Annotated in this window: 12 protein-coding genes; 5 read left to right on the plus strand and 7 right to left on the minus strand. The window is 39.0% G+C overall.

All coding sequences use genetic code 11. The features are described from left to right. Position 1 precedes the first annotated feature (1 nt). The 5 genes from ftsA to NZD88_RS12980 all read left to right on the plus strand — a co-directional run bounded on the left by ftsA (position 2) and on the right by NZD88_RS12980 (position 6,456). On the plus strand, positions 2-1,387 hold the full coding sequence (ftsA, locus tag NZD88_RS12960) for a cell division protein FtsA (RefSeq protein ID WP_259829697.1): 1,386 nt from the start codon (positions 2-4) through the stop codon (positions 1,385-1,387). Positions 1,388-1,507: 120 nt separating this feature from the next. Then, positions 1,508-3,430 (plus strand): cell division protein FtsZ, encoded by a 1,923-nt coding sequence (gene ftsZ / locus NZD88_RS12965; RefSeq protein ID WP_259829699.1) that lies wholly within the window; start codon positions 1,508-1,510, stop codon positions 3,428-3,430. 90 nt (positions 3,431-3,520) lie between these two features. Next, positions 3,521-3,967 (plus strand): GatB/YqeY domain-containing protein, encoded by a 447-nt coding sequence (locus NZD88_RS12970; protein ID WP_259829704.1) that lies wholly within the window; start codon positions 3,521-3,523, stop codon positions 3,965-3,967. A 458-nt stretch (positions 3,968-4,425) separates the two neighbouring features. Next, a complete protein-coding gene (locus NZD88_RS12975; RefSeq protein ID WP_073328644.1) occupies positions 4,426-4,836 on the plus strand; it encodes a BrxA/BrxB family bacilliredoxin in 411 nt (136 codons plus the stop codon). Between the two features lie 105 nt (positions 4,837-4,941). After that, the gene (locus NZD88_RS12980; RefSeq protein WP_259829709.1) at positions 4,942-6,456 is read left to right on the plus strand and encodes a GH3 auxin-responsive promoter family protein; all 1,515 of its coding nucleotides are present in this window, start codon (positions 4,942-4,944) and stop codon (positions 6,454-6,456) included. Between the two features lie 185 nt (positions 6,457-6,641). On the opposite strand, the gene NZD88_RS12985 is transcribed toward NZD88_RS12980, so the two are convergent. The 7 genes from NZD88_RS12985 to NZD88_RS13015 all read right to left on the minus strand — a co-directional run bounded on the left by NZD88_RS12985 (position 6,642) and on the right by NZD88_RS13015 (position 13,454). Next, on the minus strand, positions 6,642-7,022 hold the full coding sequence (locus NZD88_RS12985; RefSeq protein ID WP_259829711.1) for a hypothetical protein: 381 nt from the start codon (positions 7,020-7,022) through the stop codon (positions 6,642-6,644). A 38-nt stretch (positions 7,023-7,060) separates the two neighbouring features. Then, positions 7,061-7,423, minus strand: a complete 363-nt coding sequence (locus NZD88_RS12990) for a hypothetical protein (protein ID WP_259829713.1) — start codon at positions 7,421-7,423, stop codon at positions 7,061-7,063. A gap of 4 nt (positions 7,424-7,427) precedes the next feature. After that, positions 7,428-8,402, minus strand: coding sequence for an endonuclease/exonuclease/phosphatase family protein (locus NZD88_RS12995; protein WP_259829714.1), 975 nt, complete (start codon positions 8,400-8,402; stop codon positions 7,428-7,430). A 78-nt stretch (positions 8,403-8,480) separates the two neighbouring features. Next, a complete protein-coding gene (locus tag NZD88_RS13000) occupies positions 8,481-9,470 on the minus strand; it encodes an endonuclease/exonuclease/phosphatase family protein (RefSeq protein WP_259829715.1) in 990 nt (329 codons plus the stop codon). Positions 9,471-9,478: 8 nt separating this feature from the next. After that, positions 9,479-10,204, minus strand: coding sequence for a rhomboid family intramembrane serine protease (locus tag NZD88_RS13005; protein ID WP_259829717.1), 726 nt, complete (start codon positions 10,202-10,204; stop codon positions 9,479-9,481). A gap of 2 nt (positions 10,205-10,206) precedes the next feature. Further along, the gene (mutL, locus tag NZD88_RS13010; RefSeq protein ID WP_259829719.1) at positions 10,207-12,003 is read right to left on the minus strand and encodes a DNA mismatch repair endonuclease MutL; all 1,797 of its coding nucleotides are present in this window, start codon (positions 12,001-12,003) and stop codon (positions 10,207-10,209) included. Between the two features lie 623 nt (positions 12,004-12,626). Next, complete coding sequence (locus NZD88_RS13015; RefSeq protein WP_259829720.1) at positions 12,627-13,454, minus strand: YoaK family protein; 828 nt, start codon at positions 13,452-13,454, stop codon at positions 12,627-12,629. Positions 13,455-13,467: the final 13 nt, after the last annotated feature.

Consider the following 13,467-nt stretch of genomic DNA (forward strand, 5'->3'; position numbering starts at 1 on the left):
AATGGAAAATCAAGAGTATTCAGTAGGTCTGGACATCGGGACAACGAAGATTGTCGCGATAGTCGGACGGAGGAATGCACACGGGAAGATAGAAATTCTCGGCGTTGGGAAGGCCAAAAGTCTTGGAGTTCATAAGGGTATTGTGAATAATATATCACAAACCATTAATTCAATCAAGGCTGCCGTTTCTGAAGCACAATCCAGCGCAGGAGTTCCTATCCGTAAAGTTACGGTGGGTATTGCAGGAAAACACATCCGTTCTCTGCAGCATTCCGACTATATTATGCGTGAGCATCCGGACAAATTTATTACAGACGACGACATCGAAGCACTGAAAGATCAGGTAAAAAAGCTGGTCATGCTTCCCGGAGAAGAAATCATCCATGTTCTTCCCCAGGAATATAAAGTGGATTCCGAAGGCGAAATACAGGAGCCCGTTGGAATGCACGGAAAACGCTTGGAAGCCAATTTTCATGTGGTAGTAGGACAGATGGGCAGCATCAGAAACATCGCAAGATGTGTAAGAGAAGCAGGCCTGGAAATGGAAGCCCTTACCCTGGAACCTTTGGCGTCTTCAGAAGCTGTACTAACTAAAGAAGAAAAAGAAGCCGGCGTTGCTATAGTAGATATAGGAGGCGGTACTACAGATATTGCCATCTTCAAAGACAATATCATCCGTCATACCTGCGTAATCCCTTACGGAGGCGGTATTATTACGGAAGATATCAAAGAAGGCTGCTCCATCATTGAGAAACATGCAGAACAACTGAAAGTAAAATTCGGTTCTGCAGTTCCGGAACTGGAAAAAGACAGTACATTTGTTACTATTCCAGGGCTTCACGGAAGACCGGACAAGGAGATTTCTCTTAAAACCCTGGCACAGATCATCAATGCCAGAGTAGAAGAAATTCTGGAAATGGTTAACACCGAATTAAAAGCGTATGGAGCATTTGAGCAAAAGAAAAAGCTGATTGCAGGGATTGTCCTTACAGGAGGCGGATCCAACTTGAAACACCTTCGTCAGCTGGCCAATTATACAACAGGTTTTGACAGCAGAATCGGTTTTGCAAATGAATATATTGCCAACGACAAAAACCAGTACCTGAAAGGCCCGGAATTTGCTACTTCAATCGGCTTGCTGATGGAGAGTTTAAAGATTCGGGACAAAAAGCAGGGCGCTGAAGAAGAGGCGTTCGTTGAGGAAGAAGTTGCTAAAGCAGAAACTACTGAAATACAGACAGAAACAACTCAGCAACTTCAGCCGTCAGCTACAGTTCAGGAGCAACAGGCCGTTGTTACCCAACAGCAGGAAAACAGAAGAGCGAAACTCACCTTTGGGCAGTCGCTTATGGAAAAAGTTAAAAAATTCTTTGAAGAAGTAGAGTAAAATATAAATGATAGAAGATCATTGATAATTGATAAATAAAAAGCACACGGCTTATTGCATGGCGCCATTTATCACTCATCAATTATCATTCATCAATCGTCAATTATAAAAAGCATAGTTATGGAAAATATAGATACACAAGGATTTTCATTTGATTTGCCAAAAGGAAATTCATCCATCATAAAAGTAATCGGTGTAGGAGGCGGTGGAAACAACGCATTGAAACACATGTACGAGAAAGGAATCTACGGAGTAGATTTCGTGGTCTGTAATACAGATGCCCAAACTTTAGATAATAACCCCGTTGCCAACAAAGTACAGCTTGGTACTACCATCACAGAAGGACTGGGTGCGGGTGCGGATCCTGAAGTAGGAGAAAAATCTGCTATAGAAAGCATCGAAGAAATTAAAGCATGTATGGGCCAGAATACCAAAATGGTGTTCATTACTGCCGGAATGGGCGGTGGTACAGGTACAGGAGCAGCTCCTGTTATTGCCAAAGTAGCTAAAGATATGGGAATTTTGACGGTAGGTATCGTTACCGTTCCTTTCAGCTTCGAAGGTAAAAGAAGACTTGAACAAGCCGAAATTGGTCTTGAAAAGCTAAGAAATAATGTTGACTCACTGATTGTGATCAATAATGATAAATTAAGACAGCAGTTCGGAAACCTTGGATTTAAGCAGGGATTCTCAAAAGCCGATGAAGTTTTAACCAATGCCGCGAAAGGAATGGCAGAAGTTATTACCGGTTACTTTGATGTAAACATTGACTTTAGAGATGCTAAATCTGTACTTCAGAACTCTGGTACTGCTCTTATGTCTACAGGAATTGCTTCTGGAGAAAACAAAGCCGAAGAAGCGGTTAAAAAAGCCCTTGACTCTCCGTTGTTGAACGACAACAAGATCACCGGTGCTAAAAACGTACTTCTATTGATCAGAAGTGGTGCTGAAGAAGTGACTATGGACGAGATCGGGGTAATTATGGACCACATCCAGAAAGAAGCAGGAAATACAGCTGATATTATTTTCGGGGTGGGTGCTGATGAGGAATTAGGAGATTCTGTAAGCGTTCTTGTAATCGCTACAGGTTTTTCAAATGACAGCAAAAGATTTGCAGGCCCTACTGAGAAGATCAGAATCAGTCTTAATGACAGTTTTGATGCTCCAAAAACATCTCCTTTTAAAACAAGGGAAGAAAGAGAAACACCTTCTGAAAAAAACCGTGAATTTGGAGGAAAACATACCTTCAGACTGGATGATGAGGACAGCGATGCCCCACAATTCGGGATGACTTCTTCTGAAAAAAAAATGATTATTGAGGAAGAGCAGATTAAAACTGAAATAAAATTCTTTGATAAAGAGGAAGATACACCTAATAACGCTGCCCGTGACTGGAGAAATGAAGAAGAACCGGAGGAAGAGTCCTACAGCTTATTCTCTTATGATGAAGAAGGAGAAGATCCAAATGATCTGGAAATAGAGTCTTTCAAATTTGACTTTGATTCCAGAAAAGAAGATACTCCCTCTTCACCGGCAACCCATGCTTTCTCAGACGAAAAACCGGTTGAGTTCAGTTTCTTTGTCAACAATCAGCCTTCATCTAATGAGCCTAAAACAGATTACGGACAGCCAAAAGCAGAGTTTACGGCTCCCGCCAGTACAGTAACCGAAATTCCTGTTCAGGCTGTTGAAGCGATCTTCCAGACCAGATATGAAGAGCCAAAAGCTGAAACAAAACCAGCTTTTGAAGAAAAAATAGAAATTGAAACGCCAAAACCTGCAGAATCAGAATTCACTTTCGTGAATAAAGCGGTTGATCAGGAAAGAATCGTAGAAAGAAGAAATAAATTAAAAGAATTCAATTCCCGCTATCAAAGCTTTGACAGCACAAGCGAATTCGAATCTGTACCGGCTTTCAAAAGAAAGAATATCTCTATTGATGGAAACAATGCATCAGACCAGAATATCAACACCTATCTGTCTGACAACAATGGATCTATGCAGGTGAGAGAGAACAGATTTTTAAATAAAGACGTTGACTAAATAATGTAACAATGTATCAATTTAACAGTGTAACAATTGCTTGTTCAAATTGGTACATTGATACACTTTTACATTGATAAATTATATACCATGAGTTTAGAAAATATCATAAGCGAAGCTATTAAAACAGCCATGAGAGAGAAAGACAAAGTTGCTCTGGATTCTCTGAGAGCTGTAAAAGCTCAAATTTTAAATCTACAAACTGAAGCTAGAGGTACCGAAGTTTCTGTTGAACAGGAAATTGCCATTCTGCAGAGAATGATCAAACAGCGTAAAGACTCTTTCGAACAGTTTTCAGCACAGGGAAGAAATGACCTTGCAGAAGTAGAAGATGCTCAGATGAAGGTGATCGAGAAGTATCTGCCTAAACAACTGAGTCCGGAAGAACTGGAAGCAGAAATTAAGAATATTATTTCAGAAACCGGAGCTGAGTCTGCCAAAGACTTAGGAAAAGTGATGGGAGCGGCTTCAAAAGCATTAGCCGGAAAGTCAGACGGAAAAAGTATTTCCGAAATGGCCAAGAAGCTCCTTTCGTAAAAGCGGAATCCGTTTTTCGCGAGCCGGGATGTATTTAATCCTAATCACGAAACAAGACCCAAAAAACAGGATATCCAACCTTTGCATATCGATTTGATTAAAGAAGCCCTGAACGTTAACGTTCAGGGCTTCATTTTTTGGATATTCATAATTAATAATTCAGTTCGGTAGTATTCAAAACTGAAATAGGTGTTTATTTAACTACAATCATGCGCTGTTAAATAATTTGAGTGCTCGAGGGAAAGCAGTAAATGTTTTTTTCATGGTCGTTTGTTTTTCAGAATCATTTCAAATTTAACAAATAATTATCATTATTCATAATTTTATTTCATGTTTTTTTGAATATTATTACAATATTAATATTGCATTAATTTTATCTGACTAAACGATTGATAGTTTTTATATATTGAACGAAAGCCAAGAAATGATTAACTTTGTAGTGATAAAAAACAAAATATATGTATCCAACAGATTTAGTAATGCCAATGAAGGCAGAACTTACAGATAAAGGTTTCGAAGATCTAACATCTCCAGCACAGGTAGAAGAGGCTTTAAAGCAGTCGGGAACAACTCTATTGGTCATCAATTCAGTTTGCGGATGTGCAGCTGGAGCAGCAAGACCAGGTGTTGTTTACTCTTTGACAGGAGATAAAAAACCTGATCATTTAACAACTGTTTTTGCAGGATTTGATACAGAAGCTGTAGCAGAGGCAAGAAAACATCTTGCTCCATTCCCTCCAAGCTCTCCATGTGTAGCTCTTTTCAAGGACGGAGAATTGGTTCACATGCTGGAAAGACACCACATTGAAGGAAACCCTGCAGGGGCAATTGCAGCAAATCTTCAGGCTGCTTTTGACGAGTATTGCTAAGAAACAATAAAGCTAAATATTAAACCGTTACATTATTTGTAGCGGTTTTTTTATTTAATACGATAAAAATTCTTTAAAAATCCAAATATTATTATATTTGTTGGAATGGCAACAAAGGCACTTTTCAATACTGTCGTCAACTGGTTTATCCGCCAAAGGATAGATCAGATTCAGAATTTCATGGATCATCCTATTGAAACTCAGAAAGGCATACTCTTTTCTCAGCTGTTTCATGCTGAAGACACTGAATACGGCAAAGCATATGGTTTCAATTCAATTTCAAGCTACCAGGACTTTAAAAATAAGGTTCCCATCGTTACCTATGAAGATTTTGAGCCTTTTATTGAAAGAGCAAGGCAGGGACACAAAGATGTAAGCTGGCCCGGATACATTAAACATTTTGCCAAATCATCCGGAACCACAAACGCTAAGAGCAAATTCATCCCTATTTCCACGGAAAGCCTGGAATACTGTCATATGAAGGCAGGAAAGGATATGGTTTCCATCTATGCCAATAACCATCCGGAAAACCAGTTATTCACCAATAAAAACCTGCGATTGGGGGGCAGTTCTGAGCTGCACGCCGATTTCAACACCAAATTCGGGGATCTTTCTGCTATTTTAATTGATAATCTGCCTTTTTGGGTAGAGATCACCACAACACCCAGCAAAAAGGTTTCCCTGATGTCTGAATGGGAAAGCAAGCTCAAAGCCATCACTTCCGAAGTGAAAAATGAAGACGTGGGAAGTATTCTTGGTGTACCCAGCTGGATGATGGTTCTTCTACAAAGAGTTTTAAAAGAAACAGGAAGCGGAAGTATTTCTGAGCTCTGGCCTAATTTAGAGGTCTTTTTTCACGGTGGAATTAGTTTCAAGCCCTACAAGGACCAGTACAGACAGATCATCGGCAAAAAGATCAATTACTACGAGATTTACAATGCTTCTGAAGGCTTCTTCGGGATCCAGGACAGATCGGACAGTGATGAAATGCTTCTGATGCTGGATTATGGTATTTTCTACGAGTTCATTCCCATGGATCAGTTTCACTTTTCCAATCCGAAAGTGGTGAGCCTCGAAGATGTTGAAATAGGAAAAAACTACGCAATGGTGATTACCACCAACGGCGGACTGTGGAGATACCTGATCGGTGACACCGTTGTATTTACATCCATCAATCCTTTCAGAATAAAAATTACGGGAAGAACCAAGCATTATATCAATGCATTCGGGGAAGAACTGATGATCACCAATGTGGAATCTGCCCTTTCAAAAGCCTGTGAGGTGACCGGAGCTAGCATCACGGATTTTACAGGCGCTCCTGTTTTCATGAAAGAGAACGAAGGCGGTGCCCACGAGTGGATTTTCGAATTCAGCCATCATCCGGATGATCTGGACCGTTTTACCGATGCTTTTGATCACCATTTAAAAACGATCAATTCAGACTACGAAGCTAAAAGATACAATAATCTGACGCTGAAAAGACCCATCGTTCATATTGCAAAACCAGATCTTTTCTACCAGTGGCTGGAATCCAAAGGAAAACTGGGCGGGCAGAATAAAGTCCCGAGACTGAGTAATGACCGGGAATACATAGATCCTTTGCTGGAGCTTAATAAGTAAGGTATACAGAAAAGAAGCCTGATGCTGGAAGATGGAAGTTATTGAGGTCATAAAAACCAATATTCAGCTTTACAACTAAGGACAAATATAACTTCCTGCTCCCATCTTCTCTCTTCCATCAAAAAATTAGCATAAAAAAAACGCAATCAAAATTCTGATTGCGTTTTCTGTATTGTAGTATTTCACTATTTCTTTAAATCCTCCTTCAATTTCTTTGCTCCCTCTTCCACTTTGGCAGCGCCTTTTGCAGCAGCATCTTTCACATCTTGTCCGACTTCTTTTGCCCCGGCTTTGATGTCTTTTCCTGCTTTATTAAGGTCTTCCTTAGTTTTCTGTGCGGCATTGTCTATTTTGTTTCCGGCTTCATCTACTTTGGATTTTACATCCTGTTTAGCCTTGTCTATTTTAGCCGAATCTACAATCGGAGTAGGCGTTTCTGAAACGGTTGTCGTCGTAGTGGTTACTGATCCGTCAGCACCCTCAACCTGCTCTGTTTTAGTGGTAGATTTTGTACACGATACAGCAAATAATGCTATGGCAGCTGCTGCTAAGATTTGTTTTTTCATATTGTATATTTTTAAAATGTTTTTTATGTGAGTAAGCGTTACTTGGTCTTCGTTCCGTTGGCTGGTGGAGTGTCAGAAACGGTCTGCTTCTTTTCTGCTTCCGTTTTTTTCTTTTCCTCTTCCCGTTTCTTTTTGTTTTCTTTTTCCAGCTCTTCCTTCAGCTTTTGTTCTTCTTTTTGTAGTTTTTCAGCTTGTTTTATAGAATCCTGATATTTTTGCGAAGACATTCTGATCTGGCGGACAATATCTACTGATGTTGCTCCTGCTGAAAATGAGTCTACAGCTACCGTATCATAGTGAATTTTCATCTCCTGATCTGCTGCAAAACCTGGCGTTTCTTTCTTTGAACAGGCCATCAACAACAGGGATACAATAAAAACCACAGACAGTAAATTTTTCATGGAACTAATTTAGTAGAAATTCTGCAATTACAGGATAATGATCCGATAATTTTACAGAATGATCTACCTTATAACTTAAAGGAATGATTGATTTTGAAGTGAATATATAATCAATTCTCAAGGGGACCTTATAGTCATGGAAACTCGTAGAAGCTCCATTTCCTACTGTCAGGAAGGCATCCTGCAGATCTTTTCCCAGATTATAATATTCGTAGGAATTGGGCACAGAATTAAAGTCACCCGCCAGAATCACCGGATAAGGTGAAAAATCAATTACTTTTCTGATCTTTCTGATCTGATCTTCATGGGCCTGAAAAGTAGGAGTCAAATGGGAAATAAGATTAGCAATTTTACCTCCCTCTTTTGCAAAGCCATCAAATTTAAGCATTGATTTATGCAGTCTGAAAGGCTCCAGATATACATTGACTACTCTTATGATCTTTCCATTGATATCTACATCGGCATAGAAAGAATTGCCTCTTGCTTTATCTTCAATCAGCTGTTCTTGTCTTAAAATCTTATGTTTTGTCTTCAGAATGACTGAAGGATATTTTACCATATCCTTACTTATTGCTCTGTTGGTATCTTTTTCCTGAACCAAAATAATATCGGCATCCTGGTCCTGGATGTATTTTTTCACCTTTTCCCAGCCGAAATCTCCGTATTTTACATTAAACGTAAGAACTTTGATATCTCTTATCGATTTTAAACTTTCTGTTTTTGGGGAAAAATTGACCCATCGTCTTACCGGATTGTAAAAAAGAAGCAGCCCAAAAGCAAAAGCAATGGCTATTTTCTTTCTTTTAATAACCCAAACCATCGTTAAAAGAAAATATACTATGATCAGATAGGGAAAGCCTAGAGAAAGAAGATTCAGGGAGCCCATAAAATTAGGCGGAATCCACGCATTCCCCAATGTGCATAACAGCAACACGGCAACAACAATATGAACAAATAGTAATAACTGGCTCGGCTTCATGAAATAACAATCTAGGTACGACCTTCTCTTCATCAAAAACCCTACCAAGCACTAAAGCTTTAACTAATTTTATGATTATTAGTGATTTAGTGAAAATGTTGCCACCACAGGATAATGATCTGAAAGCTTTACAGTTCGGTCTACTTTATAGCTCACCGGCTGTATGGTTTTTGACGTAAAAATATAGTCGATCCTGATCGGGAATTTATAGTCGTGGAAACTGGTAGCACTGCCTTTTCCAGCTTTTACAAAAGCGTCTTCCAGCCCATTCGCTAAATGGTAGTACTCGTAAGAATTGGGGACAGAATTAAGATCTCCTGCAATAATAACTGGATAAGGAGACGTTTCAATAGCTTCTTTGATAGTATCTACCTGATCCTGATGCTTTTTAAAAACAGGAATAAGTCTTTTAACAATATTTTTCAATTTTTGCTCGTCCTCTTCTTTCACCCCATCTAGTTTAACCATCCCTTTTTCGAATTTAAAAGGCTCCAGATAGATATTAATAAAACGGTATATTTTCCCTTTAATTTCAATATCTGTCTGGGAAGCATACGCATTATTGGTCTCAAAATCACTCTTTATCAATTCCTTAGAGTCTATCAATTTATGTTTTGAAAAGACTTTTAAGACTCCATTCTCACCACTTTTCTCCATTCCTTTCACCGAAATCTTACTTCCGGATTCCTGCAATAAAATGACATCAGCATCGGCACTGTTCAGGTATTTTTCAATGTCTGTGGTTCCTAACAAACCTGCCTTGACATTAAAAGAAACGATTTTCAGATCGGCAGTCTCTTTTTTATCAGAAGAAAAATTCACCCATCTTTGTACAGGATTCATAAAGATAAGCCCTGCCAACATAAACGCAAAAGTTCTCTTTTTCCAGCTGAAAAGCCAGAAAAGCGTGAATACAGCATACAGAATAATAAGGATAGGAAACCCTAAAGAAAGCAGATTGAACCACGGAAATATTTTAGGTGGAACATAGGCATTCATTAAAGTACCGAGCAGCAGGAACAAAATGCCCACATGCAGGATCAGTATGATAAGACGGAAAACTTTCACAGAATTTTTTAATTGAATCTATACAGATGTTTTTTCCAGATCCTTGCAAGAATCCAGCCAACTAATGCCCCTCCAACGTGAGCTAGGTGAGCAATACCTCCTCCGTTACCGGAAACACCCAGATAGACAGAAACTACAATGACGATAGGCATCAGATATTTTACCTTTATAGGAACCGGGATAAACATCATCATAATTTTGGAATCGGGATAAAGAGTAGCAAAAGCGGCTACCACTCCGAAAATAGCTCCCGAAGCACCCACCATTCGCCCTGTCAAACCAAGGTATAAGTTCAATACCTTTTCATTATTTAAGTAAGGCCTAGGATCAAAATCAAATACAGAAAGATTTGCTTTTGCATAAATTTCCGAAACATTCACATTCATTCTTTCAAGCTCTGAAGTAAGCTGTTGAATTTCCACAAAATTCCATACATTAAATAAAAAGAAAGCACCAAGTCCACTTAAGAAATAGAGGATCAGATATTTTTTCTCGCCTAATGCTTGCTCCAGAATAGGTCCAAAACTATATAATGTCAGCATATTGAAAATAATATGCATATACCCACCATGCATAAACATATGCGTAATAATCTGCCATGATTTAAAATTGGGGGAAAAAGGATAATAAGCAGAAAAGCTATTATCTAAATTAGGCATGAAGAATGTCAAAATAAATACTACAATATTTATAATGATAATATTCCTGGTGATGGGCGGTATATTGTTAAACATTTTTAAAACTTGTTTTTAAAATCATTAAACGGAACTTCATAAAAACATCTTTTGCCATCCGGTAAAAATTCCGGGAAGCCTAAAGCTGTAAAATCTTTGATGACCTGCTCCGCATCTTTTTTATAGATAAAATCAAACCTTGATTTCGAATGCATTTTGCTCCACTGGTTCAGATAATACTGCATAAATTCCTCTTCACTCTTATATTCAAGGATCTCAAAAAGGTTTTCCAGGAACTTCATAGCCTGGGTTTCTTTCAATCCTTCGGGCAGCGCATCTATTCTCAGCACGCTTTCATGTGCAATTTTCATGTCAAACCCGAGTTCCGGAAGAAATTTTTTGAAAGAATTGTATTTATTCTTCTCTATCTCGTTCATATGATACTCCAAAGAAAACAAAAGCGAATGGCTGTTTGGGTTGATATTGAGATTGCTTTTCCTTGACGTTTTGTTATTTTCAGCAACGACCAGTCTGTGCATTCTTCCCAAATCCAACATCAGGGTTACGTCTCCTTTATTGAACAACCAGTACCCATTCGGCAACCTCATCAGGTCTTCATCAAAATCTTCGTCTTCAAATAAATTGATCTTCGACGGTTCTGCGGTGATATTCTGGTGATACATTTCCGTAAGATTCTGAATCTCTTCCGGACGTACATTTCTTTCTTCAATAAATGGATTGTAGTCTTTATCTACAATAATTTCAGGCATCTTGATCATCCCGCTGCCACCGTTTCCTTTGCTTGGAAAAGGCTTATTCATCATCGCATCCATTTCTGGATCTTTATCAAAATCAAGACTCGGGGAAACGTTATAAATTCCCAAAGATCTTTTAATGGTGGAGCGAAGCAGAGCAAAGATCAGGTGTTCGTCCTCAAACTTCACCTCTGTCTTCTGAGGATGAATATTCACATCTATTTTTTCCGGATCCATTTCCAGATAGAGGAAAAATGTAGGAACATAGCCTGGCTGAAGCAGCCCCTCAAAAGCTTCCTGAACCGCTTTATTAAAATACGGGCTTCTGAAATACCTTCCGTTAACGAAAAGAAACTGCTCTCCTCTCGATTTTTTGGCGCCTTCAGGTTTAGCCACAAATCCATGAAGCTTACACCAGATAATATCTTCTTTGATAGGAATCAGCTGCGGCTGCAGTTTGCGTCCGAAGACATCTACAATACGCTGCATCTGGCTTCCTTTTCTCAGTCTGAAAACAGCTTCATCATCATGAAACAGAGAAAACTCCAGGTTTTCATGCGCTAATGCCACACGCTGGAATTCATCGATGACATGCCTGAATTCAACATTATTATTTTTAAGGAATTTTCTTCTGGCCGGAACATTGTAAAAAAGGTTCTTCACCAGGAAATTAGATCCGTCTACGGTCTGTATCGGGTCCTGAAACTGAAAAACACCGCCTTCAATGTAGATATTGGTTCCAATCTTGGCATCATTCTGCTTGGTTCGCAGTTCAACCTGTGAAACCGCAGCAATAGAAGCCAGAGCTTCCCCCCTGAATCCTTTGGTCGAGATCTTAAAAATATCTTCCGTTCCTTTGATTTTTGACGTAGCATGTCTTTCAAAGGCCATTCTGGCATCGGTCTCAGACATTCCTTTACCATCGTCTACCACCTGAATCAGGTTTTTTCCGGCATCCCTGATAATCAATTCTATCTTGGACGCTTCGGCATCAATCGCATTTTCCAAAAGTTCTTTCACAATGGACGCAGGTCTCTGCACCACTTCCCCTGCCGCAATTTGGTTAGCTACATGATCCGGTAAAAGCTGAATAATATCTGACATAAAACGTGTAATCAACTTACAAAAATAGTCAATGGAAACGGGAATTAAAACAATAAAACCGTGAATTAAAATTTAATTATCAACATTTTAATCACAATTTGCCGTCCAGTTCTATTTTTATCCCTGATAGAGGAAAAAAATACTGAAAAGGGACCGATGCTTTTGTGACGCAAAGTTTAATGATGAATTGCTTTAATTTTCAGTTGGGCAAAAAGATGTGGCTACGCCACTGAATAAGCTGCTGGATAACACGTACGCTTAGTCGAATCAATGAAATTGATTCCTTCTTTGCAGGCTTAAAAGCTAAAAGGCTTTACTATCAATCTTTGCGTTAAATATGTTTGTTTTTTAACGCAAAGATTAAAGGTGACATGCCCGAAGTTTAAGCTGAGCAAAGGGATGTGGCTTCGCCACTGAATAAGCCAATGAATAATACATCTGTCTGGTTGATTCAAACTTTGCAGGCTTAAATATGAACAGGTTTAAGTCAACCTTTGTGTTAAATGATAACATGTTTAAAATTTTGTGTTTTAATAAACAAAGAACACCCCTTCTCTACCATCGAAAAGGGGTGCCTCACAGCTAGTTTACACAAAAAATAATACTGATATTTATTTCTTCGCTTACTCATCAAAGACAAGCGTTCTTTTTTCTTTTCTTTTTGGAATTCCGTGGACCTTATCATACAAATAAGCAAACATATTAGGCTTTTTATAAATCCTGCTGTAGCGGTATTTGGTATTAAAGTGTCTGATATGAATTTTATAGGCATCATACCCGATGACAATTAAAAGACAAAGGCTGATCACATAAAATACCCTGAACTCAAGATAATAATAAGTAAGTCCCGAGAACACCGCTCCTAAAACATAGGCCGCCATAATACTCGTCAGCAGCTTTGCTCTTGCAATCAGTTCGCCACTCTTTCTGTATTTCTTTTTCGTAAACATCGAAAGCAGAATTCCCAGGTCGGTAGTGGTACCCGTAAGGTGGGTAGTTTTCACCGAGAAGTTGGAGATACTTGCGGTAAGGCCATTCTGAAGGCCGGTTGCAAAAAGCATCAGCGCTACCAGATATTCTGTTTCTTCCAGTGTTTTCTGATAATAAAACTGTCCATACACCCCGACAAATAACAAGCATATGATTTCCAGCACAATTGGCATGGAGTGGGCAAAATACTTACTCTTATTATTGAAGTTGATGACAATAAAGTTAGACAGAAAGCTTCCGAAGAAGAACAGGAAAATCCATGCTCCTACTACGGCCACCTGCGTCCAGTTTCCTTTACTGATTTCCGCCGCCAATACGGCGTAGTGTCCTGTTACGTTGGACGTAAAAGAGAGAAATATTAGCAGGGAGGCAATATTTATAGTACCTGCAGTGAATGCAGTCAGCGTCCCCAATCTGATATTGTCTCCCAACGTTCGGCTGTTACTATAATTTCTTAACATTTTTTTATTTTTT

It is taken from the genome of Chryseobacterium pyrolae, from assembly GCF_025153485.1.
GTDB classification, from domain to species: Bacteria; Bacteroidota; Bacteroidia; order Flavobacteriales; family Weeksellaceae; genus Chryseobacterium; species Chryseobacterium antibioticum.